Genomic DNA, 25,262 nt, shown 5'->3' with positions numbered 1-25,262 from the left:
AGTATGGCTTATTCGTCATCAAAGTCGCCATCAGTGGCTTCATTTTGCTCCAAAGAAGCATCAAAAATTAGAATGGCTTTACCATCAGTTTCAATCATGCCTTGCTCTTCAAGCGTTTTCAGTACACGACCAACCATTTCACGTGAACAACCCACAATACGGCCAATTTCCTGACGTGTAATGCGAATCTGACGACCATTTGGTAAAATCATAGCTTCTGGCTGTGCAGAAAGGTCAATCAAACAACGTGCAATACGACCAGACACATCAATAAAGGCAAGGTCAGTCACTTTACGTGTAGTATTTTTTAGGCGACGTACCAACTGTGCAAATACTGCATAGCTTAAATCTGGATATTGTTTGCTAAGTTCGTGGAAATTTTCGTATGTAATTTCCGCAATTTCACACACATCACGTGTACGAACTTCTGCAGTACGTTGTGGATTTGATTCAAACAGGCCCATTTCCCCAAAAAAGTCACCTGGATTCAAATACGCAACCACAATTTCACGATCATCATCTTCGCGAAGAATAATTGATACTGAACCTTTTAAAATCAAATACAACGATTTAGATTCAGTCCCCGCATCAACAATAGTTGTCCGTTTTGGATAACGGTTGATGTACGCACGTTTTAATAATGCTTTCACCGAGTCCGGCAGTTGCCCTGGGGACAATGCATCGGTGCTAAGCTGCGAAAAGTTTGAAGTCATGCTAACGGTTCCGAAAATGGATAAATAATAGATCGCACAAGACCTAGTCTGAACTTGTCACACAGTAGAGATGAAATTCCTTATCAACTCAAGTTATGTTAGTGTACAAATACCCGTGTAAATTTATAGCTTTTTTTAGGTAGTTGCAATGCAAACAAGTGTTCAATGGTTAGAGAACGTTGCTTTTGAAGCCAAATCGGAAAGTGGTCATTCTGTAGTGATGGATGGATCTGCAGAATATGGTGGTGAAAACCGTGGACCACGTCCTATGGAACTGATCTTAATGGGACTTGGTGGGTGTGCTTCGTTTGATATTGTGACTATTTTAAAGAAATCGCGCCAAGAAGTGACCCATGTGGAATGTCAGTTGAAGGCTGAACGTGCCGATAGCATCCCTGCAGTTTTTACTAAAATTCACTTACATTTTGTGGTCAAAGGCAAGGCAGTCAAGGAAAAGCAGGTTGCCAAGGCTGTTGAACTTTCTGCAGAAAAGTACTGTTCTGCAAGTAAAATGCTGTCAGATGGTGGTGTAGAAATTAGCCACGATTTTGAAGTTATCGAACAAGAATGAGTTATGACTAGATAGTCAGTCAATGATTGGTATTTTATGCCAATCATTGTTTCAAATTGTATATTTCACCACTTCCTCCTTATTAAATTATTGATATACAACTGTATATTGATTAAATCCACATTATAAAAAATTACCAGATTAAACTTGAAATCTACACTAATCAGTCCAATATTATTACTAAAATCTATCTGTTAATTTTAATTAAGATTTTGAAAAATATATAAAAATTTAATTGAAATTTACATCAGCGTTCCCATATATCCATCAAGTACACAATTTGTTGTGAGGAATAACAAGAATGCGTTTTGAAAAGTTTACCAACCGCTTACAGCAAGCCCTATCTGATGCCCAGTCTCTCGCGATGGGGAAAGACCATACCGCCATTGAGGGTATTCATTTATTAGCGACTTTGCTTGAAGAAGCGTCCAATATCAGCTTATTACAACAAGCAGGTGCAAATTTGCGTGATTTGCAAAGCAAGTTACAGCAAGCGATTGCCGATGCACCAACTTTGGCCAATCCAACAGGTGATATTAATTTAAGCCCAGAAGCGGTTAAAGCGCTGAATTTGGCAGACAGCTTTGCCCAAAAAGCAGGTGATGAGTTTTTATCGACCGATTGGGTAATACTTGGTTTGGCTGAAGTGGGCGCAACCAAAACACTACTTAACAGTGTGGGTGTGACTTCAAACAGTTTGCGTAGCGTGATTGACAAAATTAGAGGGGATGAAAAAGTCATGAGCAATAATCACGAAGATCAACGTGACTCACTCAATAAATACACCATTGATTTAACCGAACGTGCGTTGGCGGGCAAGCTAGACCCAGTCATTGGCCGTGATGATGAAATTCGCCGTACAGTTCAGGTGTTGTCACGCCGTACCAAAAATAACCCTGTGCTTATTGGTGAGCCGGGTGTAGGTAAAACGGCAATTGTTGAAGGTTTGGCACAGCGTATTGTGAATGGTGAAGTGCCTGAAAGCTTAAAAGGCAAACGTGTTTTATCTTTAGATTTAGGCTCGTTATTGGCAGGTGCGAAATATCGTGGTGAGTTTGAAGAACGCCTGAAAGCGGTACTGAAAGACTTGGCCAAACAAGAAGGCGAAGTCATCTTATTTATTGATGAATTGCATACGCTTGTGGGTGCGGGTAAAGGTGATGGTGCAATGGATGCAGGCAACATGTTGAAACCTGCATTGGCACGCGGTGAGTTGCGCTGTGTAGGTGCAACGACTTTAGATGAGTATCGTCAATATATTGAAAAAGATGCTGCTTTGGAACGTCGTTTCCAAAAAGTATTGGTAGATGAGCCAAGTGTAGAAGACACCATTGCAATTTTACGTGGTCTGAAAGAGCGTTATGAAGTGCACCACGGGGTGAAAATTTTAGACTCTGCGATTATTGCAGCCGCTAAAATGTCGCATCGTTACATTACAGACCGTCAGCTTCCTGACAAAGCCATTGACTTGGTGGATGAGGCCGCTTCACGAATTAAAATGGAGCTGGATTCTAAACCTGAAGCTTTAGATAAATTAGAGCGTCGTTTGATTCAGCTAAAGCTGCAACTTGAAGCAGTGAAGAAAGATGAAGATGCTGGTAGCCGTGCCGAAGTTGCGCATTTAGAAAAACAAATTATTGAAGTTCAGAAAGAATACAATGATTTGGAAGAAGTCTGGAAAGCTGAAAAGACCTTAGTTGAAGGCACCAAGCAAATTCAGACTCAACTTGATCAGGCGCGTATGGCATTGCAAAAAGCACAGCGTGAAAATGACTTGGCTGAAATGTCACGTTTGCAATACGGTGTGATTCCTGAATTGGAAAAACAATTGGCGCAAGATGAGTTGGTTGAAGAGAAAGAAGAGCCAAAATTATTGCGTAACAAAGTGACAGACAATGAAATTGCAGAAGTGGTCAGTGCTGCAACGGGTATTCCTGTATCGAAAATGCTGCAGGGTGAGCGTGAAAAACTGCTGAACATGGAAGACTTCTTGCATAAACGTGTTGTTGGGCAAGAAGAAGCTGTGGTAGCAGTGTCGAATGCAGTACGTCGTTCACGTGCAGGGCTGTCTGACCCTAACCGCCCAAGTGGTTCGTTCTTGTTCCTTGGCCCGACAGGGGTAGGTAAAACAGAACTGACCAAAGCTTTGGCAAACTTCTTGTTTGACAGCGATGATGCCATGATTCGGATTGATATGTCTGAATTTATGGAAAAACACTCAGTGAGCCGTTTGGTTGGTGCACCTCCAGGCTATGTGGGTTATGAGGAAGGTGGGGTACTCACCGAAGCAGTCCGTCGTAAGCCATATAGTGTAGTGTTGTTTGATGAGGTGGAAAAAGCCCATCCTGATGTGTTTAACATCTTGCTGCAAGTGTTGGATGATGGGCGTTTAACCGACTCTCAAGGCCGTGTGGTGGACTTTAAAAACACCGTGATTGTGATGACCTCTAACCTTGGTTCGCATGATGTACGTGAATTGGGAGATCATCCAAGCCGTGAGGAAGTACGCACCGTGGTAATGGCTGCTGTATCACAACATTTCCGTCCCGAGTTCATTAACCGTATTGATGAATTGGTGGTGTTTCATTCACTGGAAAAAGCACAAATTCGTGGTATTGCCGATATTCAATTGGATCGCTTACGTGCACGTTTAAGCGAGCGCGATTTGAGTTTGTCGATAGACGATTCTGCGTTTGATCAATTGATTGATGCAGGTTTTGACCCTGTTTATGGTGCACGTCCATTGAAACGTGCAATTCAGCAACAAGTTGAAAATACGTTGGCGCAAAAAATCTTAGCAGGTGATTTTGTTGCAGGCGATACGATTTTAATTAAAGCTGAAGCAGGGCAATTGGTGTTTGAGAAAATGAAACTCAGCTAATGCTGCGTCTGTTAATTATTTTAAGAAAACCCAGCTTCGGCTTAATGCCAGTCAGTTAAGAAATTGACTGGCATTTTCTTGGATATTTTTGTGCTTTAATTTTCACTACTCGCGGACATTGCCTTTTCCTTTTTTCAGGTAATACAAATATTTTAGATTGTTCAAATAATTGTGCTAAATGTTTGGGTAGATTTCCTGCTGATTCTAAAGGTGTGTGCCTTAAGATATTGATAATACTCATAGATGCAATATGGAAACTGATCCTTAAAGGACTCACCTTTGCATGTTCAGCGATAAACCTCATCTGTCTTCTTAAGATATTATAAGCAATAAATACCCCCCACAATTCTTGATAGACCAAATCAGGTTGTTTGCTTCTTAAAATTCTTGCATCCTGTAAATCACTTTTAATTTCCCGATAACACATTTCTATTTCCCAACGCTGGATATAAAGCATTGCAAGGTCTTTGAATGGATAAACTTTAGAATCTGTTAATGATGTAATGTAACGTCTTATTTTTCCTGCATATTCAACTTCAATTAAACGTGCTTCCCAATAGTCACCCAATGACGGATTTATCTTTTTTGCTCTTGCTGAAACAGGCATTTTGATCTGAAAGTCATGGGCCGCATTATGATGAATCACTTCATAACGCAGGTTGTCCTTTGCTCGCATCAACCAATGACTCTCTTCTGCCTGAGATTGCCAACTCACTAAAAAATCAGCAGAGAAGTAAGCACGATCAAATAGGGTAATACTGCGAACTGGTGCTTTTAATTGACTGGCTAAGGTTAATTCACCTTGATCCATACTGCCAATTTGGGCATCAATCATTTCATGTGTATTGGTATTCACCAGGCAAGTCGCTCTGACTTGTGGGTAAGGGGCAGCTGCTGTTTTGCCTTTGGATGAACCAAAGTGCTTAAAGTTTTCTTCTGTATGAGGCATAGACCAAACCACACCATCTACAGCACAAACGCATAGACCGTGAAAGTTGCTATATTGTTGTTGTGAGTCTTTAAACCATGCCTGACTTAATGTCGAAAATAAAGCACTCATGGGCTCTAAGCCTAAGCGCTGTCTTGCTTGTACGGATGCACTCGGTACACAGTATTCTGCCGTACCGAAAACAAGTTGCAATTGTTGAACCACATACCAAATCGGTTGATTTCGAAATAGAGCAAGTCCGATTACCAGCCAAACAACATGTTCAGCAGGCAGTTTTCTTTTTCGAATTGATGCTTTACCTGTTTGGTTTAAGCAATCTTCAATCCAGTTTAAATCAATCAATTCACTGAATTGTGAAAGTGAAGGTAGGGTTTGTTTTAATGTTAAATCTAAATTCTGAGATAAATTCATAAAAAAAGAGCGTATTTACATACGCTCTTTTTACAGTATTTTAACTTTTTTTGCTTAACTGACTGGCATTACAGCTTCGGCTGGGTTTTTTGTAACTGACAATTTAGGTCACATAAGTAAAATTTTTGGTTAAAAATGACAGCTATTTTAATTATTTTGTGATGGATACTATATTTAAGTGATTTATTTGCAAAACAATTATCTTTTTTTTGTTTAAATTAATTATAATTTTTGTTCAATAAGAATAGATAAATTCTGAGCAGAATCTATGTCAAAAATAGTATGGGGTGGAATGGGGCTTGTGGTGTTGGCGGGGGCTGTCGCTGCGGGCAATTTGTATGCCGATAAAAGTCTAAATGCGCATTATCAGCAAAGTTTAAAACCTGCACCGAATATGAATGTGCAATATACAGATTATAAAATGGGCGCTTTGCAAGGCTCTGCAAAATGGAATGCGAGCTTTGTACCTGACCCATGTAATGCCAAAGAAAAATTAGTGTTTAATGGTGACGATCAAATTCAGCGTACATGGAAAGGCTATACCATTCATTCACAACTTGATTTAGTGCAGGGAACGGGTGCATACGCTGAATTTTTTAAACAGCCTTTGAAGGTGACGACTCACGTCAATTGGCTTGGGGTATCGACCACACAATTAAAAACACCTGTTATAGAAAAAAAAGAGGGTGCGTTTCATACTAAAATTGAGCCAATGCAAATTGAGTTTCAGGCCAAACAAGTACAGGGACAGCATAAAATCTTAAATATGAGTCTTGATTTGCCAGCCTTAAGCATACGTGATGAATTTGGAAATACCCAATTGAAAGGTATGCATTTTAAAACCAATCAAGCCTTGAATGCTCAGGCTTTAGAGCCAGGTTATTTCCAATTTAATATTGCTGAAATGCAGCGCCAAGACCGTGAAGCACACGCTTCAGGGCAAATGAAAAATCTAAGTTGGCGTATGGATACGCAATTGCATGAACGTACAGTTGATATTCAATCCAAATTCAAAATTGCTGAATTGGGTTTAGACAATGTACCCGCAATGCAAGATTTGCAGTTCAATTGGGATGTTAAAGACTTACAACGCACGAAAACGCAGACCTTCTTTGATATTATTCAAAAACAAAGCAACTCCTGCTTAGAAGCAGAAAACTTTGAAAAAGATGCAAGACAGGCAATGATTGCAATCATTAATGATGGTTTTAAGTTTGAATCGAAGCACAATCAGCTGAAATTAGGTACTGGTAGTATTCAGGCAGATGTTGTTGGCAAAGTGATGCCAGGGCATCAGACCACCTTAGAAGGTTTGGCAAAAATGTTCCCAAGCTTATTAGAGGCACAAACCGATGTAAGCTTTAATAAGCAAGTGGTTAAAACCATGATGAATAACTATATGCGTGCAGCAGGTAAAAGCATGTCAGATCAGGAGCTGGAGCAAATGCTGAGTGCGATGCAAAGCAGCCAGCAAATTCATCGCGATGGTGATGAGTTTAAATTGTCTATGTATTATCAATATGGTGAAAAGAAGTTTTTAACACCGCAATAATTTATCTATTGCTTAAAACAAAGCCTGTTCAATTGAACAGGCTTTGTTTTATCAGCAATTATTTTACTTAAACAGGTAGATGCTGGATTTTCCAAGCACGGTGGATTTTAGTGTTACGTTTGAAATCTGGACCAATGGTTTCATGGCTAATTTCTTGCACATCAAACATAGCTTCAATTTCTTCATCCATTTCAAAGCCACGGTAATTGTTAGAGAAGTACAGCGTGCCGCCTGTGGTTAGACGGTTCATGGCACGCTTAATTAAAGATACGTGGTCACGCTGTACATCAAAGGTTCCATAGAATTTTTTGGAATTCGAGAAGGTTGGCGGGTCAATGAAAATTAGTTCATATTGCTCATGGCCTTCCTTGAGCCATTCAAAACAGTCGCTAGCAAAGAATTGATGCTGTTCATCTGCATGGTCTACAGTCAAACCGTTCAGTACGAAGTTTTCTTTAGACCAGTTTAAATAGGTGTTAGATAAATCGACACTGGTGGTGCTTGCAGCCCCGCCAAGTGCAGCATGCAAACTTGCAGTTGAGGTGTAACTGTATAAATTTAGGAAGTGCTTACCACGTGCTTCTTTGGCAATGCGTAAACGCATTTGACGGTGGTCTAGGAATAAACCTGTATCTAAATAATCCGTCAGGTTGACCAAAATTTTCGCTTGACCTTCTTGCACGATAAAACGCTTAGAAGCAGTACTTTGTTTGGTGTACTGATTTTTACCTTCTTGGCGGGCACGTGTCTTAATAAATACAGCATCACGGCCTAAGCCCGTTACAGCACGAATTGCTTGTAATGCAAGATTAAAACGCTTTTTGGCTTTTTCAGGATCAATTTTTTTCGGTGGTGCATATTCTTGTACGTGCAAACGATCGCCGTATAAATCGACTGCGACATTAAAATCAGGCAAGTCTGCATCGTATAAACGTAAGCAATAGACGTTGTCTTTCACAGCCCATTTTTTCAGGCTTTGCATATTTTTCTGCAATCGGTTAGTGAAGTCTTCTGCACCTTCAATCGGTTCAAATTGCTGAGGTTGCCAGTCAGCTAAGAATGGACGTGCTACTGTTGCAGGTTTGATTGTCCCAAAACGTACGTAAATTGGCAGTTTACCATTCATCAAACGTAGAATTTGAGGGTCATTAAATGCCAGTACATCGGCTTGTTCGACCTGTGCAGCAATTACAGCTGCTTTTTGATTTGGGAAATGTTTTTGCAATAGGGCAGATAAGCCCAAATACAAGGCACGGTTCGAGGCTTTATCACCTAAACGCTCACCATAAGGTGGGTTGGTGACAATAAAGGCTTTTTTACCTTCCGCCTGGAAATCTGGCCAGTCGGCCAAAGTGCGTTCTTCAATTTGAATCTGATCGAGCAAGTTTTCAAAACCGGCAGCAATAATATTTTGCTTGGTGGCTTTGACTGCTTCCCAGTCTGCATCAAAAGCATAGAATTTAGGCAGCGGTTGTTGTAATGCTGTTTGATGGCGTTCTGCTGCTTCAGCTTTAATGTTCATCCATAATTCATGGTCGTGACCTTGCCAACCATTAAAACCAAAACGACGTACTAGACCTGGCGCACGGTCAGTCAGCATCATTAAAGCTTCAATAATAAAAGTACCTGAACCACACATCGGATCTAAAATGATGTCAGGCTGAATGTGTTGTAATTGACCTTTTTGCAGAATTGCTGCTGCAAGATTTTCTTTGATTGGCGCATCGGTCATAAAACGACGATAACCACGTTTATGCAACGAGTCGCCCGATAAATCTAAACAGTAGGTGTGTTCAGTTTTCCCTGCTAAAACATACAGCGTAATTTCTGGCTGTTTGATGTCGATGCTTGGGCGTTTGCCCACAGCGTCCATAAATGAATCCACTACGCCATCTTTAACGCGTAAAGTTGCAAACTGGCTATTTACTTTAATGTCACGTTCGATATGCAAACGCACTGCAAATGTACTTTGTGGTGCAAAAATCAGTGACCAGTCAAAGCTAAGCGCACCTTCATAGAGCTCTTCGGCAACATCGCGTGCATCGTGACTGAATTCAATTTCATGGGTATGAATAGGGGTGAGTACCCGAGAAGCCAGACGTGACCACATGCAGACACGGTAGGCATTTTCGAGTGTGCCTTTGAAAATTAAACGACCCGGTAAACGTTCGATATTTGGAATACCTAAACCTTGCATTTCTTCTTGAAGTAAGGTTTCAAGTCCATCTGCACAGGTGACCCAATATGTAGAAAGACGGGGTTTCGAATTCATGAAAATTTCCAAAAGCAATTCAGCAATCGGCTATTTTAACGTATTTTGTGTGGTAAAACTTAGTGATTTAGCCTGAATTCAGCAGAATTTTAAACAGTGTTGAATAAGCATCTTGGTTAAATTCTGCAGTCATCATTGATATAGCGAAAATTTACACATTAGATCTGAGTTAAGTTCATCACATTTTATGCTTAACGCTTTTTATTGGTTTTTAGATATCTGAATATTCACATGATTGGTACGCATCTTGCTAATACTTGGTGGCATGAGTTCAAGCTGCAAATACACATCGTATTTGCGTGCGTAAATGTGAGTTGCATACTGAACATCATGCAAATGAAAAAAGCATTTTAAAAGCAAAAAAATTTAAGGGGTTATATTCAGATGAGTACATTGCATGCGCTTGGTCAAAGTGAACTTTTTTCGGTTGCGACTTTAATTTATACCCGTTTAAGACGTGTGAGTGGACGTGTAATAGATGTGATGTATTTAGTGGAAAATACCGATTATGCACGTTATGTGGTGCAGTTGGCTTTGGCGACACAAGACGCCGAACTGCATCATCATATATCCCGTTTGGAAGCAATATTAGTGAAATTGGCACCGCAGTATGATCTTGGCAATGATATTCAAAATGATCTGAGCATAGATAAAAAAGAAGATAATGAGGAGCTAACAGACAGTTTAGAAGAGACGCACGAACCAACAGAAGAAGAAATTTATCAGGCACAGGTCGCACACCATTATATTGGTGCATTACGCTAGAAGGCATTTGGCGTCGAGCACTCGATTTGCTTCCAAAAAGATCTGAAATTTGAAGTGCAAAGAGAGTGCTGAGTTTTAGCAAGCGAGTTTTTTCATTGAAAGTCTAGATGTATTGCACTGACTTAATTTTTAAAATCATCTATTTCTTTTGTTGAAATCACGCCAACGGGCACTGCTTTGGCAAATCAATTTCTGTATAATGCGTTAACTTAACGTATAAGGAATCTCTCATGCATTTGGCGGCATTGCATACTCCGAGCCAGATTCAATTGAATAAAGATGGGCATTTAAAACACTTTTTGACCATCGAAGGTCTTTCCAAAGAAACCCTTACTAAAATTCTGGACACAGCACAGTCCTTTTTCAACGAACAAAATCAACTGATCACCAATAATTTGCTGGAAGGGCGTACGGTGATGAACTTGTTCTTCGAAAACTCTACCCGTACCCGCACCACATTTGAAGCCGCAGCCAAGCGTCTTTCTGCCAATGTACTCAATATTGATATTGCCCGTTCAAGTACCTCTAAAGGTGAAACTTTACGTGATACTTTGTGGAACTTAGAGGCGATGGCAGCGGATATTTTCGTGGTACGCCATTCTTCTTCAGGTGCGGCACATTTTATTGCCAAAACTGTATGCCCAAATGTTGCCATTATTAATGCAGGTGATGGCCGTCATGCGCATCCGACTCAAGCCATGTTGGATATGTTGACGATTCGCCGTGAAACACAACGTCCTTATGAAGAATTAAGCGTGGCGATTATTGGTGATATTAAACATTCACGTGTTGCACGTTCTGATGTGGCAGCCTTACAAACTTTAGGCTGTAAAGATATTCGCGTGATTGCACCGAATACCTTATTACCTTACGGTTTTGATGAATATGGCGCTGGTGTGCGTTTATTTAACAAAATGGAAGATGGCATTAAAGATTGCGATGTAATTATCACCCTGCGTATTCAAAATGAACGTATTGATTCGCCTGCACTCGCTTCACAAGCCGAATTCTACAAAATGTACGGTTTAAACAAAGAGCGTTTGGCACTTGCCAAACCAAATTGTATTGTGATGCATCCTGGCCCAATGAACCGTGGCGTAGAAATTGATTCGAGTATTGCCGATGGCCCTCAATCGGTGATTTTAAATCAGGTGACCAACGGCATTGCGGTGCGTATGGCGGTATTGGCTTTGGCGATGCAAGGTCAGTTGCAAGAACAAGGTTTGATTGACGCGATTGCGGTATAAGGAAAAAGTCATGGCGATTGTAAAAATTGAAAATGTACGTGTGCTTGACCCAATCCAGCAAATTGACCGTGTGCAAACGGTATATCTTGAAAATGGCAAATGGGTTGCAGAAAGTGCAGATATTAGCGAAAGCATTGATGCCCAAGGCCAATGGCTCATGCCAACCATGGTAGATTTATGCGCACGTTTACGTGAACCTGGTCAGCAACAACACGGCACGCTCAAATCTGAAGGCAAGGCTGCCCGTGAAAATGGCATCCTGCACTTATTTACCCCACCTGATTCTAAACCGATTGTGCAAGATAACGGCGCACTTATTCATGGTTTGGTCGAAAAAGCCATGTTGGATGGCGGCATTTATTTAGAAGTAATTGGTGCACAAACTCAAGGTTTAAACGGCAAGCAGCCTGCCAATATGGCGGGACTGAAAAAAGGCGGCTGTAGTGCAGTGTCCAATGCCAATGCGCCTTTTGAAGATGATGATGTCGTGATTCGCACACTGGAATATGCTGCAGGTTTGGACATGACCGTGGTGTTCTATGCCGAAGAACCGCAAATTGCTAAAGATGGCTGTGTGCATGAAGGCTTTATTGCATCACGTCAGGGTTTGCCAATGATTCCAACTTTGGCAGAAACCGTGGCAATTGCTAAATATCTACTCATGATTGAAGCTACAGGTGTACGTGCACACTTTGGTTTATTGTCATGCGGGGCATCAGTTGAGCTGATTAAAAATGCCAAAGCCAAAGGTTTACCAGTGACTTGCGATGTAGCGATGCATCAATTGCATTTAACCGATCACATTATTGATGGCTTTAACTCTTTGGCGCATGTGCGTCCACCATTACGTTCAGAGCAAGACAAAGACTTGTTACGTCAAGGCGTAAAAGATGGTGTGATTGATGCAATTTGTACCCACCACGAACCATTAAACAGTTCTGCCAAAATGGCGCCATTTGCTGATACCTTGTCGGGTTTCACTGCCTTTGATACCTATATTCCATTTGGAATTCAGTTGATTCAAGAAGGCTTGTTCAGTCCGTTGGAATGGGTGGAAAAAGTGACGCTTGCTCCTGCACGTGTGGCAAAAATGCAAAGTCGCTGGGAACAAGAAGCAGGTTGGGTCTTGGTTGATCCTGAAGTGGAATGGACACTGAACAAAGAAACAATTGTGTCACAAGGTAAAAATACGCCTTTAATTAACCAAGTGGTGAAAGGCAAGGCATTACGCGTTTTTACAGCTTAATTTGCTCTGATTGATATTTTATTTTCAAGTTTAGATAAAAGTCAGCTTCGGCTGGCTTTTTTATGCGATTGAAAAATAGAAAGCCAACACTCCGTTGACGCAAATTTCATAACAAAATCAAAACACCACAATTTATTACATTTGTTTAAATTTTAAGCATATACACTAAAAAACAACTTGAAAACAAAGACAAAAAAGAGGGCTGTATATGCAAACAGATTTTATTGACCTACTCAAACAAAGTGTCTCATCTATTGTATTAGAAGGGGAAACCCAGCATTTGCTTGAAAAAAATCAGGCACTGAATAGCTTTTATCCCATTTTATTGTCTATTTTGAATTCACGTCCTGAATTAATAGATAATTTGCTTCGACAGCTTAACCCTCGTGTGGGCGATGTCTTTGGTTCAAACTTGTCTTTAAAACAGCAGTTTATGGATATGGTGAGTGGCACAGCACCACAAGCCGAAATTGAAAATACACTGAATCGTTCAATTGCACCTAGCTTAAACTTTCTTGAAAATCAGGCAGGCTCATCAGACCCAGTTGCGATTCAACATTTATTGCAAAACAATTTAGATTCAATTCAGGCAGCTTTACCTCAATGGGCAACAGCATTATTGGCGGCTTTAGGCGTAAATAATGCTGCAGGACAGACGGTGCACCAAGCGCCAGAAGTGGTTGTGGCTGAACCCATAGAAGAACGTCGTTCGTGGTTATTGCCAATTTTGGCTTTAATTATTTTAATTGGCTTATTGGCATTTTTATTCCGCGCATGTAGTGATCGTGATCAAGTCCCTGCAACCACGCAGACACAAGTGGCAGCTAATCAGGCTGCAATGTTACAAGTCAGTACGGGCAGTGATGGCAATTTAATTACCTGTCAAATTTTGCTGAATAATCCAAGCTATATGGAAATTCTACAAAAAGAGGTGAAGCAAATTTTCAATCATCCAACGGGTTGTGGTGCGGAAAATTATGCAAATTATCACTCAGAGTTTATTGATCAAGACGTTATTCCGAGTGTTTTAAAAATGCTGAAGGGTGTACCGAATGTCAATTTAAATTGGGTAGGTAATCAACTTTCAATTCAGGCAGCTAATCCTGCTGATGCAGAGCGCTTGGCGAGTCAAATCCGTCCATTGGCTAAAAACATGACGGTGGTAACTCAGCAACCGGTAGAAACTGCGCAAACAGATGTCAATCATGCTGTTACTACAAGTATTAGCAATGCTGAACAGGCTTTAGCTGCGATTAATCCTGACAATATTCAAGCCTTGGATATTGCGACTGCATTGAACATGCAAATTATTAATTTTGACTCTGCATCTACACAAATTCCAGAAGCCAATAAGTCTATTTTAGATCAGGCTGCGGTATTGATGCAGCGTGCATCACAAGTTCATTTAACGGTCAAAGGGCATACCGATGCCGTGGGTGATGCCAATGCCAATAAAACCTTGTCACAACAACGTGCGCAGGCTGTGATGGATTATTTGGTATCACGTGGTGTAAACCCAGGTCAGTTGCAAGCAGTTGGCTTTGGGTCAGAACAACCAATTGCTGCCAATGCAACCCCAGAAGGTCAATTTAAAAACCGCCGTATTGAGTTTGAAGTATCGAATGTAGATACAGGTACGGTGCGTAGTGTGGAAGATGCAGGTGTAGTGGAACAGAAGGTAGCACAACCTTAAAAACGGTTTCATTTTCTTGTAGCATTGACTTTGTACTCAGCCTTTACTTTGTGAAGTGAGGGCTTTTTTTATTGCTGATTAATATCGAAAAATTATTAAAATATCAAAATTGAAAATAATTTTTATATGATTTTTTGTTCAGTAGAACGTTTTCATAAATCAAAAATTAATCATAAATGATCAATTCAATGATTATTGGAAGTCCCTGTTCCTTAGGGAAAAGGTTAGGATGAGGGGGGACTGAATTATGCGCTTAAACGGATGTATGAAAGATGTTTAGTAAAAAGTCTGAGAGTCAATATAAAATAAAACCTCTCCTCAGCAAGTTTTAAAGCATTGCCTCAAAACTTGCTGAGGAGAGGGGGATTAAAAGGCAGAAAGTACATTAAGCCGCTATTTTTTCTAAGGCTACACCTGTAACTTTTTGAATTTCATCAAAGCTGACATCAGGTGCAAGTTCGACCAGTTTTACCCCTTGTGGAGTAATATCTAAAACGCCTAAATCGGTAATGATACGATGCACCACCGCTTTACCCGTAAGCGGTAAACTGCACTGCGATACAATTTTAGGGGTGCCATCTTTGGCACAGTGTTCCATCAGTACCACGACTTTTTGCACGCCTGCAACCAAATCCATTGCACCGCCCATACCTTTAACTTTCTTGCCTGGAATCATCCAGTTGGCCAGATCGCCAGTTTCTGAAACTTCCATTGCACCCAAAATGGCGATATTGACGTGCCCGCCACGAATCATGGCAAATGAGTCTGCACTAGAGAAAAAGGCGGCACCTTTACGCGCGGTGACTGTCTGTTTTCCAGCATTGATCAGGTCGGCATCTACCGTAGCCTCAGTCGGAAATTCACCAATACCGAGCAAGCCATTTTCAGACTGCAACCAGACATTAATATGGTCAGGAATATAGTTGGCTACCAGTGTTGGCAAACCAATACCTAAATTGACATAAAAACCATCTTCTAATTCTTGTGCGGCGCGCTGCGCCATTTGATTACGCGTCCAAGCCATGTGATTAAGCCTCCGCCTTTAAAGTCATTTGTTCAATACGTTTTTCTGGAGTTGCATTCAGGACAATGCGATTCACATAAATCCCCGGGAGGTGAATTTCATCGGGTTCTAAATCGCCAATCTCTACAATTTCCTCAACCTCTGCAATGGTGATTTTGCCCGCCATGGCACAGACTGGATTAAAGTTTTGGGCAGTTTTACGGAAAATCAAATTGCCAGCCTTATCTGCTTTATAGGCTTTAACTAAAGCGACATCTGCCGTTAAGGATTCTTCTAAAATATAGTCTTTGCCATTAAATTTACGGACTTCTTTGCCTTCTGCAATGACCGTACCAACACCTGTAGGAGTGAAAAATGCAGGAATACCTGCACCGCCTGCACGTAATTTTTCAGCCAGTGTACCTTGTGGGGTGAGTTCGACTTCCAATTCGCCATTTAAAAATTGGCGTTCAAATTCTTTATTTTCACCGACATAAGACGAAATCATTTTTTTGATTTGTTTGGTTTCAAGTAATAGACCTAAACCAAAACCATCGACCCCTGCATTATTAGAAATGCAAGTTAGTTGTTTTGCGCCTGTAGCTTTGAGCGCGGCAATCAGGGCTTCTGGAATGCCACATAAACCAAAACCGCCAACCGCTAAGGTCTGTCCATCCTGCACCACACCATTTAATGCAGCTTGTGCGCTGTCATATACTTTATTGGACATTTGTCACCTCTATTTATTTTCTATACGGCATTCACTTGCCGTTGCATTTGTTGCTTATAAAGCATTGTTCATACAGATTTGGGCTTTAAGCACAGGCCTTTTGCCAATAAGCATTGGCATAGTTGGAGGGATTGTTGCGCTGCAATACTTCGCTGATATTACGGCTAGCCTGCATTAAAGCATCCACCTGAATACCCGTTTCAAAGCCCATGTTGGAGAGTAGATAATACAAATCCTCAGTCGAGACATTGCCCGAAGCACCTTTGGCGTATGGGCAACCGCCTAGACCGGCAATGGATGAGTCAAATACCCGAATGCCTTGTAAGAGTGACTGATAAATATTGGCAATCGCCATACCATAGGTATTATGGAAATGACCTGCCAGAACTTTGGTATCGACTTGTGCCAAGCAAGCATTCCAAACTTTTTGTACACGGTCTGGGGTTGCTGTGCCAATGGTTTCACCCAAGGACACTTCATAACACCCCATGTCCAATAATTGCTGAGTGACTTTAGCGACCTGTTTCGGCTCAATTGCACCTTCATAAGGGCAGTCCACCATACAAGATACATAACCACGTACTTGAATATCATGTGCTTTGGCGAGGCGCATCACATCACTAAACTTTTCCAGACTCTCATCAATCGAACAGTTGATGTTTTTACGGGTAAAGCTTTCAGAAGCTGCGGTAAAAACCGCAACCTCTTTGCAACCTACTGCTAAAGCCGACTCAAAACCTTTTAAATTTGGCGTGAGTAAACTGAATTGAATGTTCGGGTCTTTGGGTAACTCGGCAAACAGCACATCGCTGTCTGCCATTTGCGGTACCCATTTAGCTGAAACACAGGAGCCAACTTCGATGTTTTTTAAACCCGTTTGCATTAAATCCAAAATCAGGTTTTTGCGGTCTGCCAATGTGAGTGGTGTTTTCTCATTTTGCAGACCATCACGTGGTCCAACTTCTACAATTTTGACAAATTCAGTCATGCAACTTCCTCCGTCAAGGCTTCAAACTCGACCAGTTCATCACCGGCTTTGACCTGATCACCTGCTTGGAAATATGAGCTTGCCACAATGCCATCAAAAGGTGCACGAATTGAATATTCAATTTTCATGGCTTCAAGGGTCATTAACACATCATCTTTTTTCACACGAGCATTGGCTGCGACCAAGACTTGGGTAATCACACCTGGCATTGGTGCGGTCAAGTTGTTGTCATTGTCTTGTTGATCATCACCTTTAAAATTAGCTTGCACATAGCCAAACACATGGCGCTGACCATTTTGGAATAGGGTGATGCCTTGGGCGTTTTGATTGAAAGCCAATTTTTGTTGCTGACCATTCACACAAAGCTGTAGACGATGCGCATCTAAAAGCTTGCCCTGAACGTTCAGTGTTTGCCCATTGAAGTGTGCTTCAAAACCTGATGATTGCGGTTTTAATTGAATTTTGAGTGTTTGGTCATTGCACTGTAATTGCACTGTATGGGCGTTTTGTAGGTTTAAACGCCAGAAGAGATCTTTTTGCCAAACAGCGCTATTTGCCGCTTTGTTGTTTTGAATACGAGACAATACTTCAATTAACGCAGCAGCAACAATCGTTTCGGTAGCCACTTCAGGTTTTGCATTAAGTAAAAATGCTTCCTCACGTTGAATAAGCCCTGTATCCAAATTGGCATTTTTAAAAGAATCACACAGCACTAAGCGATCTAAAAAGGCAATGTTGTTGCCCAAACCATCGACATGGAACTGACCTAAAGCATGGTGCATTTGTGTTAATGCAGCTTCACGGTTTTTGCCCCAGACAATCAGTTTGGCAATCATTGGGTCGTAGTAGGTGCTGATTTCATCACCTTCGACAATACCGCTGTCTACGCGCACAGCATCATTTTGCTCTGGATAATGCAGGTAGCTGATTTGACCAATGGCGGGGATAAAGCCTTTTTCTGGTTCTTCGGCATAGACACGTGCTTCGAGGGCATGACCGTGAATTTGCAATTCATGCTGCTGTTTTGGTAAGGGTTCACCAAAGGCCACTCGCAATTGCCATTCTACCAAGTCCTGTCCTGTAATCATTTCAGTGACTGGGTGTTCTACCTGCAGGCGGGTATTCATTTCCATGAAATAAGCTGTACCATCTTGCTCGACAATAAACTCGACAGTGCCTGCACCCACATAATTCACGGCACGTGCAGCATCAATCGCAGCTTGGCGCATGGTTTCGAGTTTGTCTTCTGGCATTTTAGGCGCAGGTGCTTCTTCAAGCACTTTTTGATGACGACGTTGCACCGAGCAATCACGCTCGAATAAGTGCACATAGTTGCCGTGAGTATCGCCAAAAACCTGAACTTCAATATGGCGTGGCTGAATCACATAGCGTTCAATTAGTACATCTTCATTGCCAAAACTAGAGCGTGCTTCACTCTTACATGAGGCAAGTGAGCTCAGAAAGTCTTCACTGCGTTCAACCAGACGCATACCTTTACCACCACCGCCTGCGCTGGCTTTAATCAATACCGGATAGCCAATGCTGTCGGCTTGTTGCTTTAAGAAAGCTGCATCCTGATTGGTGCCGTGGTAGCCCGGCGTTAGTGGCACGCCTGCTTTTTCCATTAAAGCTTTAGAAGTGGCCTTAAGCCCCATTGCTAGAATGGCTTCAACAGGCGGGCCAATAAAGACAATATTGTTGTCTTTACAGGCAAGGGCAAACTGGTCATTTTCAGACAAGAAACCATAACCGGGATGAATGGCTTGCGCACCGGTACTTTTAGCCGCCTGAATAATACGGTCAACTTGTAAATAACTTTGTGCCGCAGGGGATTCGCCAATATAAATGGCTTCATCTGCCAGTTTGACATGCTGTGATTGTGCATCAGCATCTGAGTAGACTGCGACCGTGGCAATACCGAGTTTTTTTGCCGTACGAATCACACGGCAGGCAATTTCACCACGGTTGGCAATTAAAATCTTTTCAAACATAGTGCGATCCTTCTTTTATTATGCCGTGGTCTTGATCCAAGCCGGGCTTTGTTTATTCAAAAATGCATTTAAGCCATTTTTCGCCTCATCTCCTTGGCGAATATGCGCAATATGCTGTGCAGTTTGTTGCAATAAGTCTTCGGTCAAGACTTGCTGATTGACCATCTGAATTAGTTGTTTAGAGGCATGCTGTGCGTCTGGGCCACCCAGTAAGAGGGCTTGTACAATGTCATCAATTTTGCTGTCTAGCTGTTCTGGTGCTGCCACTTCATGTGCCAAACCAATCTGCTGAGCCTGTTCTGCAGAAATACGTTCTGCCGTTAAAAAGTAGCGGGATGCCTGACGTGCACCAATGGCACGAATTACATACGGACTAATCGTGGATGGAGCCAGTCCTAAACGTACTTCGGATGTAGCAAATTTGGCATCCGTGCTGGCAACACAAATATCACAGGCAGAGGCCAAGCCCATACCACCACCAAAGGCAATGCCATGCACGCGGGCAATAGTCGGCTGCTTTAAAGTGGCTAAACTTTGCAGCATTCTCGCCAGTTTTAAGGCATCGGCTTGGTTTTCTGCTTCAGAGGCTTGACCTGCCTGTTTCATCCAGTTCAGGTCTGCGCCTGCAGAGAAGCTTTTGCCGCGTCCAGCTAAAATTACGACACGCACATCCTCACGCGTATTCAACTGCAGAAAGCAGGCATGTAATTCTTCAATCACTTGGGTATTGAAGGCATTGTGAAGCTCCGCACGATTAATCCAAACCGTAGCCACTTGATTTTGCTGTTCGAGTTGTAAAAATTGATAATCCATTTTGTCACCTCTTACATGCGGAACACGCCAAACTTGGTCGGTTGGATTGGGGCATTTAGAGCAGCAGCCAAACTTAAAGCCAACACTTCACGCGACTGAGCAGGATCAATCACACCGTCATCCCATAAACGTGCAGAAGCATAATATGGATGACCCTGACGCTCGTATTGATCACGAATTGGCTGTTTAAATTGGTCTTCTTCTTCTGCCGACCAGCTACCACCTTTGGCTTCAATCTGGTCGCGTTTTAATGTTGAAAGAACACTCGATGCCTGTTCACCACCCATTACCGAAATACGGGAGTTTGGCCATGTCCACATAAAGCGTGGCGAGTAGGCACGACCACACATGCCATAGTTACCTGCACCAAAAGAACCACCAATCACTAAAGTCAGTTTAGGTACATTGGCTGTCGCCACCGCCATCACCAGTTTGGCACCATTTTTGGCAATGCCTTCATTTTCGTATTGGCGCCCCACCATAAAGCCTGTGATATTTTGAATAAATAGCAGGGGAATGCTGCGTTGGGTACACAGTTCAATAAAGTGTGCGCCTTTTTGTGCCGACTCGGAAAATAAAATGCCATTGTTGGCAATAATTCCGACAGGCATACCATAGAGTTTGGCAAAACCCGTAATCAGTGTCGTACCAAAGCGTGCTTTGAACTCATCAAAACGTGAACCATCGACGATGCGGGCAATCACTTCACGTACATCAAATGGTTTACGTGCATCAGTCGGTACAATGCCATACAGTTCAGAGGCATCAAATAACGGTGCTTCTACCTGCTCTGGTTGTGGGTTTGGCTTTTTGTTTAAGTTCGCCACAATGTTACGGGCAATCGCCAAGGCATGTTCATCATTTTCTGCCAAGTGGTCTGCCACACCTGAAAGGCGAGTGTGCACATCACCACCACCCAAGTCTTCACTTGAAACGACTTCACCGGTAGCTGCTTTTACCAGCGGTGGGCCGCCCAAGAAGATTGTCCCCTGATTGCGTACAATAATGGTTTCATCTGACATAGCAGGTACATAAGCGCCACCTGCAGTACAGCTTCCCATCACCACTGCAATTTGGGCAATACCCATGCTCGACATGCGGGCCTGATTATAGAAAATGCGTCCGAAGTGATCACGGTCTGGAAAGACTTCATCTTGTAGCGGTAAATATGCACCGCCCGAATCGACCAAATAAATACAAGTCAGGTGATTCTGTTCGGCAATTTCCTGTGCGCGTAAATGCTTTTTCACAGTCAGTGGATAGTAAGTTCCGCCTTTTACAGTGGCATCGTTGGCAATGATCATACAGGTCACGCCATTGACCTGACCCACGCCTGCAACTACGCCTGCAGCAGGTACATCATCCTGATAGACCTGATAGGCAGCCAACTGACCAATTTCAATAAATGCGGTACCAGGATCAATCAGGTGATCAATCCGTTCACGTGGCAGCAATTTGCCACGGTCTAAATGTTTTTGGCGTGCCGTTTCACCACCACCCAAAGCAATTTTTTGGACTTTTTCTCTCAGGTCATCGACCAATGCTTGCATAGCAGCCTGATTGTTTTTGAACTCGTCGCTGCGAATATTAATTTTGCTCTGTAATTGATTCATGCCAACATCCTTGTCTATTTTTGTGATTTATTCTTTAGGCAGTTTCGTTAAACAGTTCACGGCCAATCAGCATGCGGCGAATCTCTGAAGTACCTGCGCCAATTTCATAGAGTTTGGCATCACGCCATAAACGTCCTGCAGAGAATTCGTTGATATAGCCATTGCCACCCAAAGTTTGAATGGTTTCACCTGCCATCCAAGTGGCTTTTTCTGCTGCATATAAAATTGCACTGGCTGCATCTTTACGTAAACTGCGGCTGTGTTCAGCTTTGTCACATTCTGCGCCTACGGCATAAACGAGTGCTTTACATGCCAGCCAAGTTGAATACATATCGGCAATTTTGCCTTGCATCAGCTGAAACTCACCTAGTGCCTGACCAAACTGTTTGCGCTCATGAATATAAGGAATCACGGTGTCCATGCAGGCATCCATAATGCCTAAAGGACCAGCACTTAAAACAGCACGTTCATAGTCTAAGCCGCTCATTAATACTTTTACGCCATTGCCTACACCACCCAAGACGTTTTCTTTGGGTACTTCTACATTGTCAAAGAATAGTGGATAGGTATTCGAGCCACGCATACCCAGTTTATCTAAATGGCTGCCATGACTAAAACCAGGCATATTTTTTTCAATCAGGAATGCCGTCATGCCTTTGGCACCTGCTTGTAAATCAGTTTTAGCGTACACCACCAAAACATCGGCATCACCACCATTGGTGATCCACATTTTTGCGCCGTTAAGTAAGTAATGATCGCCTTTATCTTCTGCTTTTAGCTTCATGCTGACGACATCTGAGCCTGCATTGGGTTCAGACATAGCCAATGCACCGACATAATCACCTGAAACTAATTTTGGTAAATAGCGCTGCTTCTGTTCTTCTGTCCCATTTCGCTTAATTTGGTTCACACATAGGTTAGAATGAGCACCGTAAGACAAACCAATGGATGCTGATGCACGAGAAATTTCTTGCATGGCAATGATGTGAGCCAAATAGCCTAAGTTGGTGCCGCCGTATTCTTCACTCACGGTCAAGCCAAGTAAGCCCATATCGCCAAATTTTTTCCAAAGCTGGGCAGGGAATTCGTTATCACGATCGACCTGTTGTGCAATGGGTGCAATTTCTTTTGCACAAAAAGCAGCGATTGAATCACGCAGTGCGATTAAGGTTTCATCCAAACCGAAGTCTAAGCTTTGTAAATTCATGTATTCATCCATCCTGAGGTTATATTTGTTGTTCCTAAAACAAGCATTATTGTTGTGCTTAGGTTCTAACATACATCGAAAATTTAAAAAAGTGAACTAAAATTCACAAAATGATTTACAATTCATTTTATCTGGTTGAGAATAAGATATGAGTTATAAAAGATCATCATTGATGCAGGAACGTATGGAACAAAATCGCAATGCGATTTTAGATTCTGCTCGTGAACTTATTGCTCATGGGGGCTTTAAAGAAGCGTCTATACAAGCCATTGCAGAACGCGCAGGCGTGTCTACAGGTTTGGTGTATCGCTACTTTGAAAATAAAAGTCAGATTCTGATTGAAGTTTTATCGGCTGCTATTCGTCGTGAAGTTGAAATTTTGGACCACATTGCGAAGTCAGATTTAACGCCAAAACAAAAATTGCAAAAATCAGTTACAACTTTTGTGAAGCGTGCGATGAACAGCCCCCAATTGGCGTATTCGTTAATGTTCGAGCCTGTAGACCCAGAAATGGAACATGAGCGTTTTCGCAGTAAACAATTGATCAAACAAAGCATCAAGGAAATTTTGGCTGAAGGAAAAGTCAATAGTGAGTTTGATTTTGAAGATTTAAACACTGCAGCTTTAGGTGTGGTTGGATCCATGACCTTTGTGGTGATTGAGCCTTTGAATCCTTCTCGCAATGTAATGTTTGATCAAAATTATAAAGATTACTTTGTCAAACAAATTGCCGATTTTTGTGTGAATGCAGTGCGGAAACAGGAAGGAGGGAAATAAGAACAACGCACAGAATAGGCAAAAAAGTAATCGTCGTCATAGAACAATTAATAGTGTTGGAAAACAGAATTACAAAGAATCAAGGAGATCGATTCAATGACACAAGTACGGTTAAGTTATGCCTATGGCACCAGTAATCAGCCTTTGTTAGGTATGACTATTGGTGAAAAGTTTGATCAGGCTTGCCAGCAATATGCAGATCAGGATGCTTTGGTAAGCGTGCATCAAAATGTGCGTCTGACCTATAAGCAACTGCAGCAACAGGTCAATGCCTTTGCCTGTAGCTTATTAAAACTCGGTTTTAAGAAAGGTGACCGCCTTGCCATTTGGTCTCCGAATTGTGTGGAATGGACAATCACTCAATTTGCAGCCTTCAAGGCAGGGGTGATTTTGGTCAACTTGAACCCCGCTTATAAAAGCAATGAATTGGAATTTGTGCTGAACAAGGTTTCCTGTAAGGGTTTGGTTATTGCATCGCAATTTAAAAGCACCAATTATCAGGAAATTCTCACCAAAATTGCGCCAGAGCTGTGTCAGGCAGACAACAAAGTCCTCAATGCTAAGCGATTACCACATTTAAAGCATGTGATTAAAATTGATGAGCAGAGCCATACAGGTATTCATCGTTTTCAGGATTTACTACCAAGTCCAACCACGCACATGCTGAAAAAGCTAGATCAAATTGCCAGTGAATTGCAGTTTGATGAAACCATCAATATTCAATTTACCTCAGGCACGACAGGCAATCCGAAAGGTACCATGCTGACCCACAACAACATTTTAAATAATGGTTATTTTGTGGGAGAGGCGATTCATTTAAGTCCGCAAGATCGTGTATGTATTTCAGTGCCGTTATTCCACTGTTTTGGGATGGTGATGGGCAATTTGGCCTGTATCACACATGGCTCAACCATGGTCTATCCATCCGCAGTGTTTAATCCACTCGATACCTTAAAAGCCATTCAGCAAGAAAAATGTACGGCTGCTTATGGTGTGCCAACCATGTTTATTGCCATTTTAGAGCATGAGCAGTTTGATGAATTTGATTTGTCTAGCTTGCGTACAGGCATTATGGCAGGCAGTCCATGCCCGCAAGAAATTATGCAACGTGTGATAGACCGCATGCACATGTCACAAATCACCATTTGTTATGGCATGACCGAAACAGCACCTGTGAGCGCACAAAGTTCGACGGATGATTCGGTAGAACGCCGTGTCAGTACAGTCGGTCGAGTGCATCCACACTTGGAAGTTAAAATTGTGGATGAAGATGGCAAAGTTGTACCCCGTGGGCAATTAGGTGAATTATGTGTGCGCGGCTATTCGGTAATGCTAGGCTATTGGGATGAACATGACAAAACCCAGGAAGTCATTGATGTTGCACGTTGGATGCACACAGGCGACATTGCAGAAATGGACGATGAAGGCTTTGTGAAAATCAAAGGTCGCATTAAAGATGTGGTGATTCGTGGTGGAGAAAACTTATTCCCGAAAGAAATTGAAGATTTCTTATATACCCACGATGCAGTTTGTGATGTGCAAGTGATTGGTGTGCCAGATCATCGTTATGGCGAAGAGCTGTGTGCCTGTATTATTTTGCATGAACACCATGAATGTACCGAAGAAGCGATTCGTAAATATTGTGCAGAACACATTTCGCACAATAAAGTCCCACGCTATGTACGCTTCTTTAGTGAATTTCCAATGACTGCTTCAGGCAAGGCACAGAAATTTAAATTACGTGAATTTATGCGTGAAGAGTTGAATTTAAAGGAAATCGCTTAAGGTCTTTATTAAGACAATAAGCGGTGCATCCGCATGTTATGTTGTCAGTACACA

General features: G+C 42.0%; 19 protein-coding genes. 9 read left to right on the top strand and 10 right to left on the bottom strand.

Annotation, left to right across the window (positions count from 1 at the left end; all coding sequences use genetic code 11):
• Positions 1 to 8 precede the first annotated feature (8 nt).
• Positions 9 to 713 carry a cAMP-activated global transcriptional regulator CRP gene (gene crp, locus ACNS8M_RS08825; protein WP_167845925.1) on the bottom strand — a complete coding sequence of 235 codons (705 nt, stop codon included), beginning with the start codon at positions 711 to 713 and terminating at the stop codon, positions 9 to 11.
• A gap of 148 nt (positions 714 to 861) precedes the next feature.
• Between crp and ACNS8M_RS08820 the strand changes: the two genes are divergently transcribed.
• Both ACNS8M_RS08820 and clpB read left to right on the top strand, forming a co-directional pair.
• Positions 862 to 1,284, top strand: a complete 423-nt coding sequence (locus tag ACNS8M_RS08820) for an OsmC family protein (RefSeq protein ID WP_168418988.1) — start codon at positions 862 to 864, stop codon at positions 1,282 to 1,284.
• A 301-nt stretch (positions 1,285 to 1,585) separates the two neighbouring features.
• Positions 1,586 to 4,165, top strand: coding sequence for an ATP-dependent chaperone ClpB (clpB, locus tag ACNS8M_RS08815; RefSeq protein ID WP_168418987.1), 2,580 nt, complete (start codon positions 1,586 to 1,588; stop codon positions 4,163 to 4,165).
• 55 nt (positions 4,166 to 4,220) lie between these two features.
• On the opposite strand, the gene ACNS8M_RS08810 is transcribed toward clpB, so the two are convergent.
• Entirely contained in the window at positions 4,221 to 5,525 is a 1,305-nt protein-coding gene (locus ACNS8M_RS08810; RefSeq protein ID WP_419224736.1) for an IS4 family transposase, read from the bottom strand.
• Positions 5,526 to 5,793: 268 nt separating this feature from the next.
• Here ACNS8M_RS08810 and ACNS8M_RS08805 point away from each other — a divergent pair, with 268 nt between their 5' ends.
• Positions 5,794 to 7,077, top strand: coding sequence for a DUF945 family protein (locus ACNS8M_RS08805; RefSeq protein ID WP_419224735.1), 1,284 nt, complete (start codon positions 5,794 to 5,796; stop codon positions 7,075 to 7,077).
• 67 nt (positions 7,078 to 7,144) lie between these two features.
• On the opposite strand, the gene rlmKL is transcribed toward ACNS8M_RS08805, so the two are convergent.
• Complete coding sequence (gene rlmKL / locus ACNS8M_RS08800; RefSeq protein WP_419224734.1) at positions 7,145 to 9,349, bottom strand: bifunctional 23S rRNA (guanine(2069)-N(7))-methyltransferase RlmK/23S rRNA (guanine(2445)-N(2))-methyltransferase RlmL; 2,205 nt, start codon at positions 9,347 to 9,349, stop codon at positions 7,145 to 7,147.
• A 384-nt stretch (positions 9,350 to 9,733) separates the two neighbouring features.
• Between rlmKL and ACNS8M_RS08795 the strand changes: the two genes are divergently transcribed.
• The 4 genes from ACNS8M_RS08795 (at position 9,734) to ACNS8M_RS08780 (ending at position 14,300) form a co-directional block, all read left to right on the top strand.
• Complete coding sequence (locus ACNS8M_RS08795) at positions 9,734 to 10,114, top strand: hypothetical protein (RefSeq protein WP_168542516.1); 381 nt, start codon at positions 9,734 to 9,736, stop codon at positions 10,112 to 10,114.
• A 230-nt stretch (positions 10,115 to 10,344) separates the two neighbouring features.
• On the top strand, positions 10,345 to 11,361 hold the full coding sequence (locus tag ACNS8M_RS08790; RefSeq protein ID WP_168418983.1) for an aspartate carbamoyltransferase catalytic subunit: 1,017 nt from the start codon (positions 10,345 to 10,347) through the stop codon (positions 11,359 to 11,361).
• A gap of 10 nt (positions 11,362 to 11,371) precedes the next feature.
• Complete coding sequence (locus tag ACNS8M_RS08785; RefSeq protein WP_419224733.1) at positions 11,372 to 12,607, top strand: dihydroorotase; 1,236 nt, start codon at positions 11,372 to 11,374, stop codon at positions 12,605 to 12,607.
• Between the two features lie 208 nt (positions 12,608 to 12,815).
• Positions 12,816 to 14,300, top strand: a complete 1,485-nt coding sequence (locus ACNS8M_RS08780; RefSeq protein ID WP_419224732.1) for an OmpA family protein — start codon at positions 12,816 to 12,818, stop codon at positions 14,298 to 14,300.
• A 385-nt stretch (positions 14,301 to 14,685) separates the two neighbouring features.
• On the opposite strand, the gene ACNS8M_RS08775 is transcribed toward ACNS8M_RS08780, so the two are convergent.
• The 7 genes from ACNS8M_RS08775 to ACNS8M_RS08745 all read right to left on the bottom strand — a co-directional run bounded on the left by ACNS8M_RS08775 (position 14,686) and on the right by ACNS8M_RS08745 (position 22,645).
• The gene (locus ACNS8M_RS08775) at positions 14,686 to 15,324 is read right to left on the bottom strand and encodes a CoA transferase subunit B (RefSeq protein ID WP_168461283.1); all 639 of its coding nucleotides are present in this window, start codon (positions 15,322 to 15,324) and stop codon (positions 14,686 to 14,688) included.
• 4 nt (positions 15,325 to 15,328) lie between these two features.
• Positions 15,329 to 16,033: a CoA transferase subunit A gene (locus ACNS8M_RS08770; RefSeq protein WP_168526165.1), complete on the bottom strand. Its 705-nt coding sequence runs from the start codon at positions 16,031 to 16,033 to the stop codon at positions 15,329 to 15,331.
• Between the two features lie 85 nt (positions 16,034 to 16,118).
• Positions 16,119 to 17,021, bottom strand: coding sequence for a hydroxymethylglutaryl-CoA lyase (locus ACNS8M_RS08765; protein ID WP_168461287.1), 903 nt, complete (start codon positions 17,019 to 17,021; stop codon positions 16,119 to 16,121).
• Positions 17,018 to 19,012, bottom strand: coding sequence for an acetyl/propionyl/methylcrotonyl-CoA carboxylase subunit alpha (locus ACNS8M_RS08760; RefSeq protein ID WP_168542524.1), 1,995 nt, complete (start codon positions 19,010 to 19,012; stop codon positions 17,018 to 17,020). Before ACNS8M_RS08760 ends, ACNS8M_RS08765 begins: the two co-directional genes overlap by 4 nt.
• 18 nt (positions 19,013 to 19,030) lie before the next feature.
• Entirely contained in the window at positions 19,031 to 19,825 is a 795-nt protein-coding gene (locus ACNS8M_RS08755; RefSeq protein WP_104487408.1) for an enoyl-CoA hydratase/isomerase family protein, read from the bottom strand.
• An 11-nt stretch (positions 19,826 to 19,836) separates the two neighbouring features.
• Positions 19,837 to 21,438, bottom strand: coding sequence for a carboxyl transferase domain-containing protein (locus ACNS8M_RS08750; protein ID WP_168542526.1), 1,602 nt, complete (start codon positions 21,436 to 21,438; stop codon positions 19,837 to 19,839).
• Between the two features lie 34 nt (positions 21,439 to 21,472).
• On the bottom strand, positions 21,473 to 22,645 hold the full coding sequence (locus ACNS8M_RS08745) for an isovaleryl-CoA dehydrogenase (RefSeq protein ID WP_104487404.1): 1,173 nt from the start codon (positions 22,643 to 22,645) through the stop codon (positions 21,473 to 21,475).
• A gap of 148 nt (positions 22,646 to 22,793) precedes the next feature.
• Here ACNS8M_RS08745 and ACNS8M_RS08740 point away from each other — a divergent pair, with 148 nt between their 5' ends.
• Together ACNS8M_RS08740 and ACNS8M_RS08735 are read left to right on the top strand one after the other, a co-directional pair.
• Complete coding sequence (locus ACNS8M_RS08740) at positions 22,794 to 23,423, top strand: TetR/AcrR family transcriptional regulator (protein ID WP_168542528.1); 630 nt, start codon at positions 22,794 to 22,796, stop codon at positions 23,421 to 23,423.
• A gap of 96 nt (positions 23,424 to 23,519) precedes the next feature.
• Positions 23,520 to 25,208, top strand: coding sequence for an AMP-binding protein (locus ACNS8M_RS08735; protein WP_168542530.1), 1,689 nt, complete (start codon positions 23,520 to 23,522; stop codon positions 25,206 to 25,208).
• Positions 25,209 to 25,262: the final 54 nt, after the last annotated feature.

This window comes from Acinetobacter sp. A2 (genome assembly GCF_048537555.1).
Classification (GTDB): Bacteria; Pseudomonadota; Gammaproteobacteria; order Pseudomonadales; family Moraxellaceae; genus Acinetobacter.
This window is presented reverse-complemented; position numbering and strand designations above follow the sequence as displayed.